The organism is Nonomuraea sp. NPDC050227, assembly GCF_044459705.1.
Classification (GTDB): domain Bacteria; phylum Actinomycetota; class Actinomycetes; order Streptosporangiales; family Streptosporangiaceae; genus Nonomuraea.
In genome coordinates this window covers 295336-316158 of record NZ_JBITJF010000002.1, presented here as the reverse complement: position 1 = coordinate 316158, position 20823 = coordinate 295336, and the positions used below count along the sequence as shown (strand labels likewise).

The 20823-nt window shown below is 74.0% G+C and carries 16 protein-coding genes; 9 read left to right on the top strand and 7 right to left on the bottom strand.

Annotated elements, in window-relative coordinates; translation table 11 throughout:
• Position 1 precedes the first annotated feature (1 nt).
• From ACIBK9_RS08650 to ACIBK9_RS08635, 4 genes are read left to right on the top strand one after another with little or no spacing between them, the layout of a single operon-like run.
• Positions 2–772, top strand: coding sequence for an ABC transporter ATP-binding protein (locus ACIBK9_RS08650; RefSeq protein ID WP_397157559.1), 771 nt, complete (start codon positions 2–4; stop codon positions 770–772).
• Positions 769–1659, top strand: a complete 891-nt coding sequence (locus tag ACIBK9_RS08645; protein WP_358286314.1) for a branched-chain amino acid ABC transporter permease — start codon at positions 769–771, stop codon at positions 1657–1659. Before ACIBK9_RS08650 ends, ACIBK9_RS08645 begins: the two co-directional genes overlap by 4 nt.
• Positions 1652–2755 carry a branched-chain amino acid ABC transporter permease gene (locus ACIBK9_RS08640; protein ID WP_397156373.1) on the top strand — a complete coding sequence of 368 codons (1104 nt, stop codon included), beginning with the start codon at positions 1652–1654 and terminating at the stop codon, positions 2753–2755. The genes ACIBK9_RS08645 and ACIBK9_RS08640 overlap by 8 nt, the downstream gene beginning before the upstream one ends.
• Positions 2745–4022, top strand: coding sequence for an ABC transporter substrate-binding protein (locus tag ACIBK9_RS08635; protein WP_358286310.1), 1278 nt, complete (start codon positions 2745–2747; stop codon positions 4020–4022). Before ACIBK9_RS08640 ends, ACIBK9_RS08635 begins: the two co-directional genes overlap by 11 nt.
• Positions 4023–4071: 49 nt before the next feature.
• On the opposite strand, the gene ACIBK9_RS08630 is transcribed toward ACIBK9_RS08635, so the two are convergent.
• The 3 genes from ACIBK9_RS08630 to ACIBK9_RS08620 all read right to left on the bottom strand — a co-directional run bounded on the left by ACIBK9_RS08630 (position 4072) and on the right by ACIBK9_RS08620 (position 10968).
• The gene (locus tag ACIBK9_RS08630; RefSeq protein WP_397156370.1) at positions 4072–5166 is read right to left on the bottom strand and encodes a glycosyltransferase family 4 protein; all 1095 of its coding nucleotides are present in this window, start codon (positions 5164–5166) and stop codon (positions 4072–4074) included.
• 30 nt (positions 5167–5196) lie between these two features.
• On the bottom strand, positions 5197–7374 hold the full coding sequence (locus ACIBK9_RS08625) for a glycogen debranching N-terminal domain-containing protein (protein WP_397156368.1): 2178 nt from the start codon (positions 7372–7374) through the stop codon (positions 5197–5199).
• Between the two features lie 186 nt (positions 7375–7560).
• Positions 7561–10968 carry a phosphodiester glycosidase family protein gene (locus ACIBK9_RS08620; protein WP_397156366.1) on the bottom strand — a complete coding sequence of 1136 codons (3408 nt, stop codon included), beginning with the start codon at positions 10966–10968 and terminating at the stop codon, positions 7561–7563.
• Between the two features lie 105 nt (positions 10969–11073).
• On the opposite strand from ACIBK9_RS08620, the gene ACIBK9_RS08615 reads away from it, so the two are divergent.
• Positions 11074–12267, top strand: coding sequence for a cytochrome P450 (locus ACIBK9_RS08615; RefSeq protein ID WP_397156364.1), 1194 nt, complete (start codon positions 11074–11076; stop codon positions 12265–12267).
• On the opposite strand, the gene ACIBK9_RS08610 is transcribed toward ACIBK9_RS08615, so the two are convergent.
• Positions 12227–14443 carry a hypothetical protein gene (locus ACIBK9_RS08610; RefSeq protein WP_397156362.1) on the bottom strand — a complete coding sequence of 739 codons (2217 nt, stop codon included), beginning with the start codon at positions 14441–14443 and terminating at the stop codon, positions 12227–12229. The genes ACIBK9_RS08615 and ACIBK9_RS08610 overlap by 41 nt on opposite strands.
• Positions 14444–14575: 132 nt before the next feature.
• Between ACIBK9_RS08610 and ACIBK9_RS08605 the strand changes: the two genes are divergently transcribed.
• From ACIBK9_RS08605 to ACIBK9_RS08590, 4 genes are all read left to right on the top strand, one after another.
• The gene (locus tag ACIBK9_RS08605; RefSeq protein ID WP_397156360.1) at positions 14576–14779 is read left to right on the top strand and encodes a hypothetical protein; all 204 of its coding nucleotides are present in this window, start codon (positions 14576–14578) and stop codon (positions 14777–14779) included.
• Positions 14780–14864: 85 nt separating this feature from the next.
• On the top strand, positions 14865–17435 hold the full coding sequence (gene pulA, locus ACIBK9_RS08600; RefSeq protein ID WP_397156359.1) for a pullulanase-type alpha-1,6-glucosidase: 2571 nt from the start codon (positions 14865–14867) through the stop codon (positions 17433–17435).
• 156 nt (positions 17436–17591) lie between these two features.
• Entirely contained in the window at positions 17592–18287 is a 696-nt protein-coding gene (locus tag ACIBK9_RS08595) for a hypothetical protein (RefSeq protein ID WP_397156358.1), read from the top strand.
• A 200-nt stretch (positions 18288–18487) separates the two neighbouring features.
• Positions 18488–19210, top strand: a complete 723-nt coding sequence (locus tag ACIBK9_RS08590) for a VIT1/CCC1 transporter family protein (RefSeq protein ID WP_358010508.1) — start codon at positions 18488–18490, stop codon at positions 19208–19210.
• A gap of 42 nt (positions 19211–19252) precedes the next feature.
• Here ACIBK9_RS08590 and ACIBK9_RS08585 read toward each other — a convergent pair whose 3' ends face one another.
• From ACIBK9_RS08585 to ACIBK9_RS08575, 3 genes are read right to left on the bottom strand one after another with little or no spacing between them, the layout of a single operon-like run.
• Positions 19253–19891 carry a LysE family translocator gene (locus ACIBK9_RS08585; RefSeq protein WP_397156357.1) on the bottom strand — a complete coding sequence of 213 codons (639 nt, stop codon included), beginning with the start codon at positions 19889–19891 and terminating at the stop codon, positions 19253–19255.
• Positions 19888–20424, bottom strand: a complete 537-nt coding sequence (locus tag ACIBK9_RS08580) for a hypothetical protein (protein WP_364337566.1) — start codon at positions 20422–20424, stop codon at positions 19888–19890. Before ACIBK9_RS08580 ends, ACIBK9_RS08585 begins: the two co-directional genes overlap by 4 nt.
• Positions 20425–20443: 19 nt before the next feature.
• Entirely contained in the window at positions 20444–20800 is a 357-nt protein-coding gene (locus ACIBK9_RS08575) for a GerW family sporulation protein (RefSeq protein WP_387669433.1), read from the bottom strand.
• Positions 20801–20823: the final 23 nt, after the last annotated feature.

Below are 20823 nucleotides of genomic sequence, written 5' to 3'. Positions count from 1 at the left end.
TATGCCCGCCCTGGAGGTGCGCGACGTGACCGTCCGGTTCGCCGGACTGACGGCGCTGGACGGCGTCGGCTTCACGGTCGCGCCCGGCACCGTGCACGCGCTCATCGGCCCCAACGGCGCGGGCAAGTCCACCTGCTTCAACGTGCTGTCCGGCGTCTGCCGGGCCGCCTCGGGCAGCGTCCGGTTCGGCGCGAGCGAGCTGACCGCGCTGCGCCCGCACCGGATCGCCGCGCTCGGCGTCGCCCGCACGTTCCAGAACATCGCGCTCTCCCCGCACCAGCCGGTGCGGGACAACCTGCTGCTGGGCCGCCACCGGCTCACCCGGGCCGGGTTCGTCTCCGCCGGGCTCGGCCTGCCGGGCGCGCGCCGCGAGCAGCGCGCGCACGCCGCCAGGGTCGCCGAGATCGCGGCCTTCGCCGGGCTCGCCGCGGTGCTGGACACGCCGGTCGGGCTGCTCCCGTACGGCGTGCAGAAGCGGGTCGAGCTGGCCAGGGCCCTGGCCATGGAGCCACGCCTGCTGCTGCTGGACGAGCCCGTCGCCGGGATGAACGGCGGCGAGCGGCTGGAGATGGCCGGGCTGATCAGGTCGGTACGGGAGAGCCTGGGCGTCTCCGTCCTGCTGGTCGAGCACGACATGGGCATGGTCATGCGGCTGGCCGACCGGGTGACCGTCCTGGACTTCGGCCGCCGCATCGCCGACGGGCCGCCCGCCGAGGTGCAGAACGACCCGGCGGTCATCGGCGCGTATCTGGGCGTGGAGGAGACGGAGTGATCACTTTTGTGGAGCTGCTCGTCAACGGGGTCTCGCTGGGGGCCGTCTACGCGCTGATCGCGCTGGGCTTCGTCGTCATCTTCAAGGCGACCGAGGTGGTGAACTTCGCGCACGCCTCGCTGCTGCTGGCCGGCGGGTACGTGGTGGCGCGGCTGCATCCGCACCTCGGCTTCTGGCCCGCCCTGCTGGCCGGGGTCGCGGCGGCGGCGGTCATCGGGGCGCTGGTGGAGTTCCTGGTCATCCGCCGCTCGAAGGCCGGTTCGCACAGCGTGCTGGCCATCGTCACCATCGGCGTGGACATCGTGCTGACCACCGAGCTCACCCGGCGCATCGGCACGGAGGTGCTGGCCATGGGCGACCCGTGGGGCTCGCGGGTGCTGCGCCTCGGGCCGGTCACGGTCGCCGAGACCCGGGTCGTCGCGCTGGTCGTGGCCGGGGTGCTGATCGCGGCGTTCCTGCTGGCGTTCAAGTACACCGGGTGGGGGGTGGCGATGCGGGCCACCGCCGAGGACCCCGAGACGGCCGCGCTGATGGGCGTGCGGCTGGGCCGGGTCTCGGTCAGCGCGTGGGCCGTGGCCGGGGCGCTGGCCGCGGTGGCCGCGCTGTTCCTGTGCGTCTTCCCCACGCCGGGCCTGGACCGCGGCTCCTCGCTGGCCGCGTTGAAGGCCTTCCCCGCCGCGATACTCGGCGGCCTGGACTCCACCACGGGCGCGCTGGCCGGCGGCCTGATCGTCGGCGTCACCGAGGCCCTGACCACCGGCTACCAGAACGACCTGGCCTTCCTCGGCCGCGGGATCGGCGACGTGGCGCCGTTCCTCGTCATGGTCGTCGTGCTGCTGCTGCGGCCCGCCGGGCTGTTCGGGACGCGGGAGCGGGCCCGTGTCTAGAACCGTCGGGTCGCTGGTGGCCCTGGCCGTCTTCGTCGCCGTGCCGTTCTACCTGGAGGGGTTCTGGCTGCAGGCGGGGCTGTTCGCGATGGCGGCCGCGATCGGCTCGATCGGCGTCAACCTGCTGACCGGGGCGACCGGGCAGTTGTCCATGGGCCACGCGTTCTTCCTGGCCGTCGGCGCCTACGCCTACGTCTACCTGGCCGCCGAGCCCACCGCGTCGCTGGGCGGCCTGGGCCTGCCGACGCCGGTGGCCGCGGTGCTCGCGGTGGCGCTGGCCGGGGTCGCGGGCGGGCTGTTCAGCCCGATCGCGGGCCGGCTCAAGGGCGCCTACCTGGGCATCGCCACGCTGGCGCTGATCTTCGGCGGGCAGCATCTGCTGTTCAACGCCGGGCCGGTCACCGGCGGGTTCAACGGGCGTGCCGTGCCGGCGATGGAGGTCTTCGGGTTCGCCTTCGCCGACGGGCCGGAGCTGGTCGTCCTGGACGTGCCGTTCGGCGCGCTGGAGCGGCTGTGGTTCCTGGGCGGCCTGGCGCTGCTGGGGGCGGCGCTGTTCGCCCGCGGCGTGCTGCGCGGGCGCCCCGGCAGGGCGCTGAACACGATCCGCGACCACGAGATCGCGGCCGGGGTGATGGGCGTGCCCGTCACCCGCTACCGGGCCGGCGTCTTCGTGTTGTCGTCCATGTACGGCGGCCTGGCCGGCGTGCTGCTGGCCCTGGTCTTCCAGCGGACCGTGCCCGACTACTTCGGCATGCTGCTCTCCCTCGACTACCTCGCGATGATCGTCATCGGCGGCCTGGGCTCGGTGGGCGGCGCGGTGCTCGGCGCCGTCTTCGTCTCCCTGCTGCCGCAGCTGCTGACCCGTTACGGCGACGCCATCCCCCTGGTGTCGCCGTCCGGCTCCGGCGGCGGCCTGTCCCCCGCCGAGGCCGCCCGCATCCTGTACGGCGCCGCCGTCGTCGCCGTCGTCCTCTTCCTCCCGGGCGGCCTGCTCGGCCTGCCGCGCGCCCTGCGCCGCCGGTCACCGGGGCGCCGCCCGTCCGCTTCACCGTCACCGGATCCGTCCCCGAAGACCAGGAGCTCACATGTCCCGTAACCGCACGGCCGTCCTGGCCGCGCTGCTGGCGCTGGGGCTGGCGGCCACCGCCTGCGCCAGCGGCAAGGCCACCGGCGGCGGCCAGGCGACCGCCACCGCCGCCGGCGGCGACGGCGTCAGGACCGGCCCCGGCGTCACCGCCGACACGATCACGCTCAGCCTGCTCACCGACCTGACCGGCCCCTACGCCTCGCTGGGCAAGAGCCTCACCCAGGCGCAGCAGCTCTACTTCGAGCAGGTCAACCAGAGCGGCGGCGTCTGCGGCAGGAAGATCGAGACCATCGTCCGCGACCACGGTTACGACGCGCAGAAGGCGATGGCCGCCTACGCCGAGGTCGCCCCGAAGACGGCCGCGATCCCGCAGTTCATCGGCTCGCCGATGGTCACCGCGCTCAAGGACCGGATCACCGCGGACAAGATCCTCACCCTGCCCATGGCGTGGGCCACCGGCCTGCTCGGCAGCGAGGCCATCCAGGTCACCGGCACCACCTACGACGTGGACATGATCAACGCCGTCGACTTCCTGGTGAAGGAGAAGGGCGTCAAGGCCGGCGACCGGATCGGCCACCTGTACTTCGAGGGCGACTACGGCGAGAGCGCCCTCGCCGGGTCCAAGTACGCCGCCGGCGAGCTGGGGCTCACGCTGGTCGAGCAGAAGATCAAGGCGACCGACCAGGACATGACCGCGCAGGTGGCGGCGTTCAAGAAGGCGGGCGTGCGGGCCGTGCTGGTGTCGGTCGGCCCGCGCCAGGCGGCCTCGCTGGTCGGCGTGGCCCTGGCCGCGGGGATGGACGTGCCGTTCGTCGGCAGCAACTCGGCCTACAGCCCGCAGCTCCTGGCCACCCCGGCCGCGCCGGCGCTGCTGAAGGACTTCTTCTACGTGACCGCGGGCGCCCCGATCAGCGCGCCGCTGCCCGCCTACGCCAAGCTCATCGCCGACTATCAGGCCAAGTACGCCGGCCAGCCCCTGGACAGCGGCGTGGCGGCCGGCTGGACCGCGGCGATCATCGTCGGCGACGCGCTGCGCAAGGCGTGCCAGGCCAAGGACCTCAGCCGGGCGGGCATCGTCGCGGCCCACCGGTCGCAGAAGTCGTGGGAGGCCGGGCTGGGCGGCACGCCGATGGACTTCAGCGTCTTCGACCGGCCCGCCTCGCGCGCCTCCTACGTGGTCAAGCCCGACAAGCAGGCGGTGGGCGGCGCCGTCATCCTCAAGGAGGCGGCGGTGTCGGAGCTGGCCGGGAAGTACACCGTGCCGGCGGCCGGCTGACCGGCGGCCGCGCCACCGGCGCCCACCACCGGCGGGGTCACCGGCGGGGTCACCGCCCGGTGGGCTCGCCGGTGAGCGCCGCCGGGCGGGGGGCGGCCAGCATGCGGCGGTAGACCGCCTCGTAGGCCGCGGCCATCGCGCTCACGCCGAAGTGCCGCTCGACGTGGGCGCGGCAGGCCCGCGGGTCGAGCCGCCCGGCCGCCTCGATCGCCGCTGGCAGCTCGGCCGGCTCCCGCAGGACGAACCCCGTCACGCCGTCCACCACGATCTCCGGCACCGCGCCCCGGCCGATGGCGACGACGGGCGTGCCGCAGGCCATGGCCTCGATCACCACCATGCCGAACGGCTCCTCCCACTGGATGGGGAAAACCATGCACCGGGCGGCGGCCAGCAGCTCGCGCTTGCGCCCGGCGTCGGCCTCGCCCAGGTAGGTGACGCCGGGGCCGAGCCGCGGCCGTACGTGCTCGTCGAAGTAGACGTGCTCGCACGGCTCGGTGAGCTTGCCGGCCAGCACGATGCGGCGGCCCGCGGCGCGGGCGGCGTCGATGGCCAGGTGCGGGCCCTTGCTGTGGCAGAAGCGGCCCAGCCACAGCACCCAGTCCTCCTTGTGCTCCCGGAAGGGGAAGGAGGCGGTGTCGAGCGCGTTGTGCACGGTGGCGATCCAGTTGAGGTCGGGGGCGTCGGCGCGCTGGGCGTCGGAGACGGCGATCAGGTTGACGTGCTCGCCGAGCGCCCGGTACACCTCGCCCAGCTCGCCGCCGGCATCGCCGTGGCAGGTGACCACGGTCGGGGTCGCCCGGCCGAGGGCGGTGAGCGGTCCGGCCAGCGAATGGTCGTGCACGATGTCGGCGGGCAGCCCTTCCAGCGCCCGCCATGCCTGGGCGGCGTGCAGCACCTCGGGCAGCCCTTCGCCGATCCGCTCCGAGGGCGCCTCGGGGTAGGTGACCAGGAACTTGGCCGGGAGACCGGTGCTGCCCGCGCCGATCAGCGTCACCTCGTGGCCGCGGGCGGACAGGCCCGTGATCAGGTCGGCGAGCATCTGCTCGATCCCGCCGTAGGCCCGCGGCGGGACCTCCTCCCAGGGCGGAGCGACCATCACGATGCGCAGCGCGCCTTCCCAGTCGTCCTCGGAATCCGTCGTCATCCCAGCACCTCCCCCGTGTCGGTCCGGTCGTCACAACGCCGGCAGGCCGTGCGCCCTGCGGGCGGGGCCGGAGCGGCAGGCTCCGCTGATCGGGCAGCGCGGTTCGGTGACCAGCTCGACGCCGTCGGGCAGGCCGGACACCAGCGGCGTGCCGTCCTCGCCCCTGACGCGGATCCCGACCCTGGAGTCGCCCACCGGCATGCCCTTGATCGTCACCTCTCCGAACCCCTCGGGCAGCGCCGGGACCAGCCACATCTTCCCGTACGGCACCCACGGGTCCAGCCGCAGCAGCGTGCGCAGGAGCTGGATGGGCGCGGCGGCGGCCCACGCCTGCGGCGAGCACGACGTCGGGTACGGCACCGGCCGCCCGTACTCCTCCTTGCCGAACCCGCAGAACAGCTCCGGCAGCCGCCCCCCGAAGGCGTGCGCGGCCTCCAGCAGCCCGACGGCGATGCGCTGGGCCTCCTCGACGTGGCCGTAGCGCATCAGCCCGGCGGCGATGATCGCGCTGTCGTGCGGCCACACCGAGCCGTTGTGGTAGCTCATCGGGTTGTAGGCCCCCATGGACGAGGCCAGCGTGCGCACCCCGAACCCGGTGAACATCTCCGGCGAGAGCAGGTGGCGGGCCACCTGCCGGGCCTTGTCCTCGTCGGCGATGCCGGCCCACAGGCAGTGGCCCATGTTGGAGCCGAGGCCGTCGATGGGCCGGCCGCGCCCGTCCAGGCCCATGGCGTAGTAGCCGGGGCCGGGCAGCCAGAACCGTTCGTTGAACGCCTCCCTGATCTCGCGCGCCCGCTGCACGTAGCGCCGCTCGGCGGCCTCGTCGCCCTGCTGGCAGGCGAAGTGGGCGCGGGCGAGGTAGGCGGCGTAGACGTAGCCCTGCACCTCGGCCAGGGCGATCGGCGGGCGGGCGATGGTGCCGTCGGCGAAGTTGACGCCGTCGAAGGAGTCCTTCCAGCCCTGGTTGACCAGGCCGCGGTCGGTCTTGCGCTGGTACCAGACGAAGCCGTCGCGGCTGGCGTACTCCTCGATCCAGGCCAGGGCGGCGTCGGCGTGCGGCAGCAGCTCCTCGACGGCCTCGCGGTGCACGCCCCAGCGGCGCAGCTCGCCGAGCAGCATGACGAACAGCGGGGTGGCGTCCACCGAGCCGTAGTAGGCCCGCCCGCCGTACGGGGAGGAGCCGTCCTGGACGCCGAAGCGCAGCTCGTGCATGATCTTGCCGGGCTCCTCCTCCGACAGGGCGTCGACCTTGGCGCCCTGGAGCCGGGCCAGCCGGCGCAAGGTGCCGAGGGCGAGCGTCTGGTCCAGCGGCAGCGCCATCCAGGAGGTCAGCAGCGAGTCGCGGCCGAACAGCGTCATGAACCAGGGCGCGCCGGCGGCGATCGCGGGCGGCTCGTCGGGATGGTCGCGGTCGAACAGGCGCAGGCTCCCCAGGTCCTCGCGGGAGCGGGTCAGGGCCTCGACGAGGGCGGCGTTCGTGCTCTCCAGGACGGGGGTGCTGGCGGTCCACTCGGCCAGGCGGCGGGCCGGCTCGGCATGGTGGGGGGGATGGGCGACCGGGAACCGGGCCGAGGACTCCTCGCCCTCGTGGACCGGCGTCACCAGCACGGTGGCGTGCCATTCGCCACGGGCGGGCACCACGACGTCGAAGGTGAGCAGGCCCGGCGCGGTGACGACCGGCGTGCCGGGCGGTTCGACGGCGATCCTGGCGCCGCGGGCGCGGCTGGGCGAGTAGACCGCGATGCCGCGTTCGCCGGGGTTCATCTCGACGTCCTCGGCGGGCCAGCTGCGTTCGGACTTCACCTCGAACAGGTCGGCCAGGTCGGCGCCGGCCTGCACGCACACGACGCAGCCCGCGGCCTCCTCGGACATGTTGCGCAGCGTGAGGTCCTCGCGCAGCCCGCCGCCGACGTAGCGGTCGCGCACCACGAGCAGCGTGCTCTCCGCCCATCCGGGACGCGGCCGGGCCTTGCCGAGGAAGGTGGCGTGGTACGGCTCGCCCATGATGACCTGCAGCGGCTCGACGGGATGGTCGTCCACGCGCAACATCCAGCGGGACAGCAGACGGGTGTCGGCGTGGTAGACGCCCTGCGCGCCGCCGGGGACGATGTCGCCGCCGTGCTGGCACACGCAGAACGAGCCGCCCTCCACGAGCGTGACCGTGTCGCCCAGCGCGCCGGGTTGTCCCTCGAAGGTCCATGCGTTCACCGACGAACCCCCAGTCCTTCCCCCGGTCCCGCGCCTCGCGGGGGCAGGTCCCCGCACGTCAGGAGTGCTATCCGGAGGAAGAAGGGGAAATCCCATGACTGCCTAGATTCTTAACCCTTCATCCCGATATTTCGGTATCTGGGAGGGTTTTGGCCGGGGAGGGTGGCTCCTCCCCGGCCGGGGGCCTCAGGCGGCGGCCTTGGCGGTGAGCGCCACGGTCGCCTGGCGGGTGACCCCGCTGACGGTGACCGCGACCGTCACCTGGCCCGCCCGCAGGGCCGTGATCGTGCCGGCGCCCGGGTCGAGCACCGCCACGTGCCACGGCTTGGCCGTCTGGCGGGTGCCGACGTGCAGGTTGGGCGAGCCGGACCAGGTGACGGAGACCGGGTAGGCGGCCGGGACGGCCCGGTCGTCCTGCCGGATCGCCGCCGTGACCGGCGCGGGCGCGCCGACGGCGACGGTCGCGGGCGCGGTCAGCGTCAGCTCGTCCACGTGCGGCCGCACCTGCGCGCCGATCCAGGTGGGCGCGTCGGTGAACCAGTTGCGCCGTACGTGCTCGGCCTCGGCGGGCGTCACGGGGTCCACGCCCCACAGCGACCAGCCGGTGAAGCCGCCGTCCTCGGGGGCGGTGGCCGGGTTCTTGCCGGAGTTGCCGTTGATGAAGTACGGCACCGCGTCCACGCGCGAGGCGTTGAACGTGCCCACGTGCCCGCCGATGAAGGCCGCACCCTTGCCGGTGTCGCGCTGGAAGCCGGCCAGCCAGCCCTCGACCAGCGCGGCCTCCTTCCGGTCCCCGAGCTGGCTGCCCTTGCCCGGCGTGGGGTCGCGCGGCGGCACGTGGAACAGCACGGCGACCGACCCGACGGAGGCGTCCTTCGCCGCCTTGTCGAGCTCGGAGCGGAGCATCGCGACCTGGTCGTAGCCGCCGCCGCGCAGGTTCAGGCGGGAGGTGTCCAGGGTGACGAAGCGGGTGCCCTTGTGGTCGAAGGTGCCGTACGTGTCGCCGAAGACGGCCTTGAAGTTGTCGATCTTGCCGCCCATGACCTCATGGTTGCCGGGGATGTAGTGATATTTCAGCTCTCCTCCCAGCTCCTCGTCGAGGATCTTCTTCGCCAGCGCGAAGTCCTCCGGCGACGCCTCGTCCACCAGGTCGCCGTTGATCAGCAGGAAGTCGGGCTTGGCGGCCTTGATCTCCTTGAGCGTGCGGCGGGCGTTCCTGACGATGTCGCTGTCGGGGTTCCTGGCCACGAACTGGGCGTCCGACATGACCGCGAACCGCCAGGGCGCCTTGGCCACGTCCGCCCTGACCACCGGGTCGGAGATCTTGGGCACGGCGGGCGCGGTGATCGACGGCGGCACCTTGGCCACCAGGCCGTCGATCAGGATGTCGTTGCTGTACTTGGCGTCGGCCCTGGTCTCGGCCACGTAGAAGCGCCGGAGCTTGAGCGGGTAGTTGACCCCGGCGGGCACCGGGAACTCGACGTACTGCCAGCCGGTCCACGTCATGTACGGCCCGCGCAGGATCTGCGACTGGCCGAGCGCGTCGTAGAACTCCAGGCTGGGCCACTCCCCCTTGCCGGTGGAGTTGATCCACAGCCCGAACGCCTGCGGCTGCCCGTCCACCACGATCTGCTGCGGCGGACTGGCGTACGCGGCCCGGGTGGCGGTCGAGGTGGTGAAGTCGTAGGACAGCTTGAGCCCGCCGCCGCTCTGGCCCGGCGCGGCCGACAGCGAGCCGGTGGCGCGGGCGGCGGCGAAGGTCCACTTGGCCGCGTCCTCGAAGTCGGCGACCGGCTTGGACTCGAAGCCGACCGTCACCGGGACGGCCGTGGTGATCTTGCCGACCTTGGCGGTGATCAGCCCGGAGCCGGTGGCCTGCCGGGCCTTGACGGTGAAGTAGCCGTGCTCGGCCGGGGTGACCTCGAACAGGTTCCGGTCGTAGTCGAGCGTGAGGTCGTCCGGCTCGATGGGCGCGGAGTTGCCGTTGTGGTCGTAACCGACCACGCCGAAGGCGGCGCTGCCGTCGGCGCCCGAGATGCCGAGCCGGTCGGCCGTGGCGCCGAGCCGCTGCAGCGGCTGGAGCACGGTCAGGCCGATCGTGCCCTTGGCGCCGCCGCGCGCGGCGGTGACCGTGGTCTGGCCGGGCACCAGGGCGTGGAACCTGCCGTTCCTGATCACGCCGTGCACGGCCGGGTTGGCCCGCCAGGACGGCGTGCCGGCCGCGGGGCCGTACGTCTCGTCGTAGCCGGCGGCGGTCAGCCGCCTGGTGAGGCCGGGGAAGACGCGGTCGGGGCGGCCGCCCGCGACCGGGCCCACGCCGGGCGCCTTGGCCGGGTCGCTCGCGGTCTCCAGCCAGAAGCCCTTGAGCTTGCCGCTGCCCTCGGGCGCGTACAGCGCCAGGCCGTTGGGCACGTGGCGCTCGCCGCCGTCGGAGGGGCTGTTCTCCACCTGCACCTCGGCCGAGCCGGGCTCGCGCGCCAGCAGGGTGGAGGAGCCGCCGCCGTCGAGGTTGAGCGCGTTGGCCGCGCCCAGGTCCACCATCATGGCGGCCAGCTCGTTGAGCGTGACGCCGCGGCTGTCGGCCTGGCGGCCGTCCACGGTCAGCAGGTACATCTTCCTGCCGTCGGCGGAGAAGCCCACGGCGGTGCGCGGGTGCGCGGCCGGGTCACCGCTGTTCTGCACGACGCCGTCCTTGACCAGGACGTAGTTGCCGCCGACGGCCGCCTTGACGGCGGCGCCGTCCGACGCCTTCGGCTGGTACTTCACGTCCACGCGGTCGCCGGCCTTCAGGGCCGACAGGGCGGCGGCGCCGGCGTCCCGGCCGAGCAGGATCGTGGTGCCGGCCGGGATGGGCCCGGTGCCGGCGGCGTTGCGCACCTCGGTGACCACGCCGTCCACCAGCACGACTTCGGCGACCGTGGCGGCGCCCTCGACGGCGCGGGCCCGGCTGTAGGAGCCCCACAGCGGCGTGAACAGGCCGACGCCGCCGTTCTGCACCATCTGGTTGAACTGGGTGAGCGCGATCGGCGCGCCGCCGGAGGGCGTGGCGGTGCCCTCGAAGTACATCTTGAGCACCCGCCCGACGCCGTCGCCGGTGACGGCGACCGCGTTGTCGTGCCCGGCGGCCGGCGACTGGACCAGCGTGCCGTCCTGCACGCCGATGCCCTGGGCGGCGCCGGAGTTGTTGATGTCGAAGAAGTCGCCGTTGACCGCCGCCACCGCGCGGGAGCGCCCGGCGGGGCCGGACAGCGGCTCCGTCTTGGTCACCTCGCCGGAGAAGACGTAGTCGGCCCTGGGGCCGCCCTTGCCGCCGCCGAGGTCGGCGGTCAGCGCGTCGGCGCGCAGCCAGCCCAGCGCGTCGTAGGTGTCGAACGAGGTCAGCGAGAGGCCCGGCGCGACCGGCCGGGTCCTCTTGGCCGTCTCCAGCCGGGGCTGCCCGGCGGTGGCCTGGCTGATCAGCGTGGAGGGCGGCGGGTAGGAGGACGCCTTCAGCGCGTCCTCGGCGGGCGGGGCGGGGTCGGCCTGCGCGGGCGCGCTCAGGGCCACCGGCCCTAACACGAGCGCGGCGGCGGCCAGGAAACGGAGGGTCTGCACGACCGAACTCAATCGTTCGTGGATATAAGTTTCAAGACTTCGGAGTGAACTAAAAGAAAATTTCAGATCTTGTGGCGTCCCGGGCCACGCCGGACGATGGGACGCGTGGATCGACAGGCGCTCTACCGCGACCCGTACCCGCTCTACGCCCGCGCCCGCGCCGCCTCGGGGCTCACCTTCGTCGAGGAGCTGGACGCCTGGCTGGTGGCCCGGCACGACGACGTGCGCGAGGTGCTGTCCAGGCCGGACGACTTCTCCTCCCAGGGCGCCCTGCGGCCCGACGTGATCCCGAGCCCGCGGGCCTTCGCCGAGCTGGCCGGGGTGCCGGGCGGCGCGCCCGTGGTGCTGAGCACCGACGGCGAGGCGCACCGGCGCTACCGCAGGCCGCTCACCCGCGGCCTGTCGCCCGCCCGGGTGGCCGCCGTCCTGCCGTTCGTCACCGCCAAGGCCGCCGACCTGGTCACCGCGTTCGTCAAGGCGGGCGGGGGCGAGTGGATGTCCCGCTACGCCAGGCCGCTGCCCGCCGCCGTGATCGGCCACCTGCTGGGCCTGGACCCGGCCGACGTGCCCACCGCGATCAGGGGCGGCTTCCGGGCCGAGGACCTGCTGTTCACCCCGATGCCCGAGGACGAGCAGATCGCCGCCGCCCGCGACGTGGCCGCGCTGCGGCGGCTGCTGGCCGCCCACGCCGCCCGTTCAGGCGAATCCGGCGACCTGACCGGGGAGGTGGTGCGCGGCCTGGCGCCCGGCCCCGGCGAGCCGACGGCCGCCCAGCGCGACGAGATCGCCTCCAACGTCGAGAACGTCATGCTCGCCGGGCACCTCACCACGACCGCGCTGCTCGGCTCGGTCGTGCACCGCCTGCTGCGCGACCGCCGCCAGTGGGAGCTGCTGTGCGCGAGCCCGGCCGAGCTGATCCCGGCCGCGATCGAGGAGGCCGCCCGGTACGAGGCCCCCGTCCAGGGCTTCCGCCGCCGCGTCACCAGGCCGCTCACCCTGGCCGGCACGCCCTTGGACGAGGGCTCGACGGTCTTCGTCTCCTTCGCCTCGGCCGGCCGCGACGAGGCGGTGCACGAGCGGCCCGACGTCTTCGACATCACCCGGCCGCGCGCCCGCCATCTGGCGTTCGGGCACGGCGTGCACGGCTGCCCCGGCGCGTTCCTGGCCCGCGAGCAGCTCCGGGTGACGCTGGAGCTGCTGGTGGCCGAGCTGCCCGGCCTCCGGCTGGCCCGCGCGGACGTCGTGATGGCCGCCACGCTCATCCACCGCGCGCCCGAGGAACTCCATCTGACCTGGTGAGCCGGGCCAGGGTCTCCTCGTAGGCCGGGTCGAGCCAGTAGTCGGAGTGCCAGCGCGCCTCGGGCAGCGGCTCGCCCGGCCCCGGCTGGAGCGGGTCCCAGCAGAACCGGTCGACGGTCCGCTCCCCCTCGCCCGCCGGACGCGGCCCGAACGGGTCGACCCGGCGGAAGACCGGCCCCCCGATGGGGTCGCTCAGCCGGTACAGGTTCGTCCAGCGGACGGCGTCGCGCATCGCCGACAGGCCGGGGGTGCCGAAGTAGGCGGGGAAGAAGGCGGCGTACAGGCGGCGCAGCGGCGAGCCGTGGGTGAGCAGCCGGACCCGGGGCCGCAGCTCGGGCCGTACCTGGAGGACGAGCGCGGCGGTGAGCACGCTGCCCTGGCTGTGGCCGGACAGCACCACCTCGTCGTCGGCGGTCCTGGTCAGGGTCTTGACCCGGGCGAGCAGCTCGGGGATCACCCGCTCGGTGTAGCAGGGCGGCGCCAGCGGGTGGATGGCCCTGGGCCAGAAGGTCGAGACGTCCCACAGGATGCCGACCGTGCGGCGCAGCCGCGTGTCGCTGTACGTGCGGCGGCCCAGCAGGACCAGGCCGACGACGATCGCCGTCATGGCCCAGCTCCCGATCGAGGCCAGCAGCCCGGCCAGCCCGCCCACCGGGGCGAACAGGTGGAACCGGTAGATCACGGTCACCGCGCCGGAACCGGCCACGCCGATGCCGGTGAGCACGGCCAGCACGAGCCCGGCGCGGTCGGTGAGCGCGGCCAGCGCCCACTTGCCGGCCACGTCACGGTCGTAGGCGCCGTAGTAGGGGGTCAGCTTCGGGGTGAGCGCGGCGGCGGCCGACCCGCGGGCCAGCCACAGCTCGGCCGCCACGGCGACGAACCCGATCACCAGCAGCGGCACGAGCGCGGCCGTCCACCAGACCGGGTCGTCGAGGTAGAGCCTGCGGTCGACCGGCCCCGGCTCGGCGACCGAGGCGGGCACGCCGAAGAACGTGGCGGTCCAGAACAGCAGGCCGAGGGCGAGCACGTTGGCGCTGCCGGCCGCCACCATCAGCGTGAACCAGGCCGCCATGCCGCACATCGCCCGCCGCTCGATCGGGTCGCCGGTCTCGGCCGGCCGGTCCATGCGCGCCAGGACGAACGTCGCCACCAGGATGAACAGCCCGAGCCCGACAGTCAGCGCGAACTGGAACGCTCCAACGCCGATGCCGGGCAGCTGCCGCCCCGGCAGCGCGGGCGACATCCCGGCCAGGGCGGCGGCGATCGTGGCCACGAAGGCCAGCGGCCCGGCCACCCGCAGCGCCCGGCACGCGCCGGTGAGCCAGGGCGGGACCGTCTCGCCGGGGGCCAGCCGCCTGGCGATGCCGGGCAGCGCCGCCAGCACGGCGGCGGCGACCTGGACGGCGGCGTTGGCGGCCGTCAGCGCCAGCCCCCGCGGGTCGCCCACGAACGGCGCCGACACCGCCAGGCCGATCGACCCCAGCGCGAAGGCGACGTGCACCGCCCGCAACCGCCACACGGGCGCGCCGCCGTGCCACAACCGCGGCCGGGCCAGCAACGGCCCGGGACGCGAGCCGCCGTCGTGCGGGATGCCGGTCTGCTCGTCGCGCTCCCAGGTGCGCCGCGCCAGCCACCACAGCAGCACGACCACCGCGAACGGCGCCAGCGCGGCGACCGCCAGCCGCCGCGACGGGTCGGCGCCCCACAACTCGCTCATCCAGTGGACCCAGGCGGGCGCGCTCTCGCGGGCGCAGGCCCGGCCGGCCGCGGTGCACTGCCAGCCGACGAGGTCGACGCTCGCCCGGGTGACCGCGCCCACGAGGGTGCCGGTGAGCAGCAGCGCGAACAGCCGCTGCGCCGCCTCGGCCACGTGCCGCAGACGGGCGCCGGCCGGAGGTCTGGGGAGCATGAAGTAGGACAGGTTGGCCAGGGAGAAGGGCAGCAGGAGCAGCCAGAGCGCGATGGTCCTGCCACCCGAGGTGAGGCCGCCCCAGGCGTAGGCCTCGCGGTGGCGGACGCCGGGCAGGTCGTCCTGCTCGCCGTCGGGCCGGCCGCCGGGCCACCAGCGGCGGTAGAAGCCGGTGGTGGCGTCGCCGGCGATCTGGCGGGGGTGGGGATGGTTGAGGATGCTCGCCGGCGGGGTGCCGGAGACGCCGTGCACACGTAGTTCGGTCATGCCTCCGCAGGTGGGGTCCAGGAATCCGTCCATGAGCCCAGGATCACGCAAAGTCACTGATTACGCAAAGTAATGGAACGGTCACGAAAACGGAGGCGGGTCATCCGGCCCTCTCCTGGCAGCCAGACCCCTGTGGGAAGCCGCATTTCCGCACATCGGGGGCTTGCCTTCGCGGTGCTCGCGGCGGTGCACGCGCTGGAATCGCCGATGGCCTTCAGCCCGGGAGGGAACGTCGCCGCCAAGGCGTGCTCCTTCGGCGGCCACGGCCGGGCGGACGCCGAATACGCCTGCACGGCCATGCTGATGCCCGACGGCACCGACGTCACCGAGAGCTAGGGCCTGCGTCCGGCCCCTGACCGGGTTGCGCCGCCCGGCGCGGCGTCCTCGCATGGGCCGCCGCCGGGCGGGCACCATGATCTACGTGACCGCGATCGGCGACGGCGAGGCGCGGGCCCACTGGATCGACAGGGAGACGGTCGTCTGGACGGTGGATCCGTCGCTGACGCACGCGCTGGCCTGCGCCCCGGCCGGCGGCATCGCCTGCCACGACGGCCGACTGACCGGCCATGCCGTGACCGTCCCGCTCACGCCGGGCGCGCTGGACGAGGTTCGGATGCGGGCGTGGCCGCACCTGGCCGGCGGCACCGCGCTCAAGCTGCGCCCCGAGGACGCCGGGCTGGTGAAGGAGGCGCTGCGCGGCCAGGTGGTGGCCGTGGCCCGCGACGGCTCGGGCGCGGTGGCCGCGGCGACCGGCGTGCAGATCCCGGGCGTGCTCGACGACGTCTACGCCGGGGCTGTGCGCGCCGGGCTCGGGCCGTCCGGACGGCTGCTGCCCCGGCTGGCCCTCTGGGCCCCCACCGCACGGCGGGTGGAGCTGGCGCTCGGCGGCCGCCGGCACGCGATGCGGCTGGACGAGGAGACCGGCGTGTGGTCGATCCGCGGCCTGCCCACCTGGTACGGCAAGGACTACACCTACCGCGTCACCGTCTACTCCCCCGCCGCGGGCCGCGTCGTCACGAACGAAGTCACCGACCCCTACAGCCTGGCCGCCGCGCCCGACGGGGTGCGCAGCAGGCTGGTGAGCCTGGACGACCCCGCGCTCAAGCCGCCCGGCTGGGACCGGCTGGCCAAGCCCGCCCCGGTCCCGCTGGACCGCGCGGTCATCTACGAGCTGCACGTACGCGACTTCTCCGCCTCCGACGCCACCGTGCCCGAGGAGCTGCGCGGCACGTACGCGGCCTTCCGCCACGACGGCGACGGCATGCGCGAGCTGCGCGCGCTGGCCGCGGACGGGCTCACCCACGTGCACCTGCTGCCGGTGTTCGACGTGGCCACGATCCCCGAGCGCCGGTCGGACCGGACCGAGCCCGGCTGCGACCTCGCCGCCCTGCCGCCCGACTCCGAACGGCAGCAGGAGATCGTGGCGCTCACCGCGGACCGCGACTCCTTCAACTGGGGCTACGACCCGCTGCACTACACCGTCCCGGAAGGCTCGTACGCGACCGACCCGGACGAGCGGATCAGGGAGTTCCGCGCCATGGTCGCCGCGCTGAACGAGGCCGGGCTGCGCGTGGTCATGGACGTGGTCTACAACCACACCCACTCGGCGGACGTGCTGGACCCGATCGTGCCCGGCTACTACCACCGCCTGCTGGAGGACGGCTCCCTGGCGACCTCCACCTGCTGCGCCAACACCGCGCCCGAGCACGCCATGATGGGCCGGCTGGTGGTCGACTCGGTGCGCACCTGGGCCAGGCAGTACAAGGTGGACGGCTTCCGCTTCGACCTCATGGGCCACCACCCGAAGGCCAACATCCTGGCCGTGCGCGCCGCCCTCGACGCGCTCACCCCCGAGCGCGACGGCGTGGACGGCCGCTCGATCATCCTGTACGGCGAGGGCTGGAGCTTCGGCGAGGTGGCCGGCGACGCCAGGTTCGAGCAGGCCACGCAGGCCAACATGGCCGGCACCGGCATCGGCACGTTCGACGACCGGCTGCGGGACGCGGTGCGCGGCGGCGGCCCGTTCGACGCCGACCCGCGCGTTCAGGGGTACGGCTCCGGCCTGGCCGGCGCGCCCAACGGCGCGCCCGCCAACGGCTCGGCGGAGCAGCAGCGCGAACGCCTGCGCCACTGCACCGAGCTGGTCATGCTGGGCCTGACCGGCGGCCTGCGCGACTACGTGCTGCCCTCGGGCCGCGCGGGCTCGGAGGTCGATCACAACGGCGCCGCCGCCGGTTACGCCGCCCGGCCGGACGACGTCGTGTCGTACGTGGACGCGCACGACAACGAGACGCTGTTCGACGCGCTGGCCTACAAGCTGCCCGCGGGCACGCCGATGGCCGACCGGGTGCGCATGCAGGTGCTGTCGCTGGCCACGGTGCTGCTGGGGCAGGGGGCGGCGTTCGTGCACGCGGGCAGCGAGCGGCTGCGCTCGAAGTCGCTCGACCGCAACTCCTACGACTCCGGCGACTGGTTCAACCGGCTGCTGTGGGACTGCTCGGCGGGCAACGGGTTCGGCGCGGGCCTGCCGCCGCGGGCGGACAACGAGGCCGCCTGGCCGTACGCCCGGCCGCTGCTGGCCGACCCGGCGCTGCGTCCCGGCTGCGCGGCGATCGGGGCGGCGCGCGCGGCGTTCGGGGAGCTGCTGCGGATCCGGGCCTCGACCCCGGCGTTCGCGCTGGGCACGGCGGAGGAGGTGCGGCGGCGGCTGTCGTTCCCGGCCGGCGGCGAGGGCGTGATCGTGATGCGGGTGGACACCGCGGGGCTGGACCCGCGCTGGGACGCGGTGGTCGTGGTGCTCAACCCCACCCCGTCGCCCTGCACGCGGGCGCCGGGGGTGCCGCCGGGCCGCCGGGTGGCGCTGCACCCGGTGCAGGCGGCGTCGGCGGACGAGGTGGTCAGGCGGTCGTCCTACGACCCGGCGGCCGGCACGCTGACGGTTCCGGCCCGTACGGCCGCTGTTTTCGTCATAAATGCCGAAAATTCCTCATAAATTAAATTCTTTGGTGCCATAACCATGAATAGCGGTTGAGGAATGATCGCATCGCCTGAGGGAACCATTCCTGTGGAAGATGCCCGATCACTGGCTTTGACGCGCCCGACAGCGCAAACTGGCTGGACGGCGATCGCGTGGAGCATGGAGCACCCCGTGGACAATCACCTTGATCACATGCCGGTCCTGTCCCGCGGCAGGCATCGCAACCCGAAGCGCGGCGCCTGTTTCATGGAACTGGCGTCCTACCTGGCCGGCGAGCGGTGGAGCGACCACCCGGCCTGCACCCATCCGCTGCTGGCCGCGCTCGCCCGCCTGGTCAACGACAACACCGGCGACGAGAGCCGCGCCCAGCTGGTCGGGCTCGTGCCGTCCATCATCGGGCTGGCCGGCGACGACCTGCGGATCGACGCGCACATCGCGCTGCGCTGCGCGACCACGGCCCTGCCCGTCGCCGCCGCCGAGCGCCAGCTCGCGCTCGCGGTGTCGGTGCTGGCGGCCGAGGAGATGCTGGCCAGGCTCGACGGCGCGCCGTCCGGCCGGCTGAGCGAGCTGAGCCGCAGGGCGATGGAGCAGGTGCCGCACGCGGCCGAGCAGGCCAGGCGCTTCAGCCGGGCCGCCAAGATCACCGAGAAGGGTTTCCGCCGGTACGCGGCGCCCAACGCGGTGCAGCTCGCCGTGGTCGGCATCGTCCAGGCGTGCATCAAGGACCCCGACGCGCTGCTGCGCAGGCTGCTGGAGGACGCGATCGCCGACTGCGACGCGATCGTCAACGGCCCGAGGGCCGCCCGGTCCGGTGCCGCCCAGCCCGGTTCCGCTGAGCCGGCTCCCGTCAGCCCGGCGCCCGCCTGACCCCGTCCGCGTCCCTCCGGCTCCCGCGCGCCGCGGGCTCCGGGGGGACGTTCGCGTTTCCGCCCCCGGGCACGTGGTCGCGCGTGCACGGGCGGTGACGCGGCGGGAAAACCGCAGATCAGGCTAGCCTCTCCTTCGTTGCGGATCATGCCGGAAGGGCCTAGATTCCCTGACGAACTGCCAATAAGGGGAGGATTGTCATGACCATTGAGCTTGCCCGGCCCTACTCTCCTGAGAAGCACCACAGCCACCGTGACGTCACCGGCGGCTGGTTGCGCCCGGCGGTGTTCGGGGCGATGGACGGCCTGGTCTCCAACGTGGCGCTCATCGCCGGCGTCGTGGGCGCCGCGGGCGCGGGGCGCGGCGCGGTGCTCGCCGGGTTCGCCGGCCTGGTCGCGGGGGCCTGCTCGATGGCGGCCGGCGAGTACACGTCGGTGCGCTCCCAGACCGAGCTGATGCGGGCCGAGATCGCCGTGGAGCGGCGCGAGCTGGCCCGCAACCCCGACGGCGAGCGGGCCGAGCTGGCCGCCCTCTACCGGTCGCGCGGCCTGGACGCCGACCTCGCCCGCCGGGTCGCCGAAGGGCTGTCGGCCGATCCGGAGCAGGCATTGCGCGTGCACGTGCGCGAGGAGCTGGGCGTCGACCCCGACGACCTGCCCTCGCCCTACCTGGCGGCCGGCTCGTCGTTCCTCGCCTTCGCCGCGGGGGCGCTGGTGCCGCTGGCGCCGTTCCTGTTCGGGGCGTCGGGGCTGTTCCTGGCGCTGGCGCTGAGCATGGTGGCGCTGTTCGGGTTCGGCGCGGCGGTGGCGGTGATGACCGCGCGGCCGTGGTGGCTGGGCGGCCTGCGCCAGCTCGGGCTGGGCGCGGGCGCCGCCGCCGTCACCTTCGGCCTCGGCCACCTGCTCGGCGTCGCCGTCTCCTGACGCGGCCGCGCGCCGCTCATGGCCGGGCCGTGGAGGGGCCGGTCAAGGGCGGCCGGCGACGGCCAGGTTGACGCCGAGGCCGATGAGCGCGGCGCCGGTCAGCCCGTCCACGGCCTTGCGCACGCCGGGCCGGGCGAACACCCGGCGCAGCGTGCTCACCACGTTCGCCACCGTGAGGAACCAGACCATCGTGCCGGCCAGCGCGACCGCCGACAGCAGCAGCGTGTCGCCGAACGCGGCCCCCTCGCTCACGAAGTTCGGCACCAGGGCCACGAAGAACAGCGCGGCCTTGGGGTTGAGCACGTTGGTCAGCAGCCCCTCGGCGAAGGCCGCCCACGGGCCGCGGTCGGCGGGGGCGGGCAGGCCGAGGTCGAGCGCGCCGCCCGTGCGCAGGGCCGCGCGCAGCGCCTTGACCCCCAGGTAGAGCAGGTAGAGGGCGCCGACGATCTTGACCACGGTGAAGGCCGTGGCCGAGGCGGCCAGCAGCGCGGCCACGCCGGTGCCGGCGGCCATCACCCAGACGGCCACGCCCACGGCGATCCCGGCCGCCGCGGCCATGCCGTGCCCGCGGCCGGACAGCGCCGAGCGGCGCACCACGACCGCGAAGTCGGGGCCGGGCGACATCGCCCCGACCAGCACCAGGGCACCGAACCCCACGAACTGCGTCAAAGAGGTCATCATGGCGTCCACCTTACGAGCACCCGGCCCTCGGGGATCAAGGTGGACAGCTCCCACGTCCAGCTCGGCACCGTGATCATCTCGGCCGGGTGGTCGAGCGGGACGGGCGTGTCCAGCAGCACGGAGTGCGACGTGAGCGGCAGCCCGCCTTCGGGGACGACGACGCTCACCAGCGGGGTGCGCAGGCTGGGCCCGTCGGGCTCGTCCAGGTCGCTGGACACCCAGGTGGGCTCGCCGTCGAAGAACGTGCACACCAGCGCCCCCGCCGGCGCCGCGCCGGAGTGGCGCAGGGCGCCGGCGGGCAGCCAGGCGTGCTCCCCCGGCAGGTACGCCACCCCCGACACCCGCAGCTCGCCCTCCAGCAGCACGAACTCCTCCCCCGCCAGGTAGTGGCCGCGGCCGGGACGGCTCCACCGGGGCGGGAAGCGGACCAGCGACGTGCCGCCGCCCAGCGGGGCGACCCGCACCGGCAGGTTGGAGCCGGGCAGCAGCGCCTCGTGGCCGGGCAGCCCCGCGTCGAGCAGATCGATGAGCACGTCAGATGATGTGCCCCCGTTACCTCCTGTGACGCCACTTCTTGAAGATGGTCCGGATCGTCAGCACCAGGGCGAGGCCGACGAGCTGGCCGCCGAGCACGATCCGGTTGACGTCGACGGCCGGACGCCACTGCACGTCGCCGTCCTTGATGACGAACACCCCGGCGGGGGTGGCGCTGTAGCCGAAGCCGCCACCGCCGCCGCTGCCGAGCTCCTCCCCCTTCTCGTCCCGGCCCTGCCCCTGACCGGCCCCGCCGCCCTGGGCGACCCGGGCGACGGGGATGACCAGGACGTCGCCATGGTGGATCGGCTCACCGAAGACGCGCCTGACGGTGACGGCGTCCTTCGACTGTTCCAACAGCTCCTTGATGTCCATGGGCCCATCGTTCACCCGGATCG

What these genes read in the sequence shown, in the direction of transcription:
- ACIBK9_RS08590 (WP_358010508.1), top strand. Translation starts at nt 18,488, where the DNA reads ATGACCATTGAGCTTGCCCGGCCCTACTCTCCTGAGAAGCACCACAGC.
- ACIBK9_RS08585 (WP_397156357.1), bottom strand. Translation starts at nt 19,891, where the DNA reads ATGATGACCTCTTTGACGCAGTTCGTGGGGTTCGGTGCCCTGGTGCTG.
- ACIBK9_RS08630 (WP_397156370.1), bottom strand. Translation starts at nt 5,166, where the DNA reads ATGACGACGGATTCCGAGGACGACTGGGAAGGCGCGCTGCGCATCGTG.
- ACIBK9_RS08575 (WP_387669433.1), bottom strand. Translation starts at nt 20,800, where the DNA reads ATGGACATCAAGGAGCTGTTGGAACAGTCGAAGGACGCCGTCACCGTC.
- ACIBK9_RS08650 (WP_397157559.1), top strand. Translation starts at nt 2, where the DNA reads ATGCCCGCCCTGGAGGTGCGCGACGTGACCGTCCGGTTCGCCGGACTG.
- ACIBK9_RS08635 (WP_358286310.1), top strand. Translation starts at nt 2,745, where the DNA reads ATGTCCCGTAACCGCACGGCCGTCCTGGCCGCGCTGCTGGCGCTGGGG.
- ACIBK9_RS08610 (WP_397156362.1), bottom strand. Translation starts at nt 14,443, where the DNA reads ATGACCGAACTACGTGTGCACGGCGTCTCCGGCACCCCGCCGGCGAGC.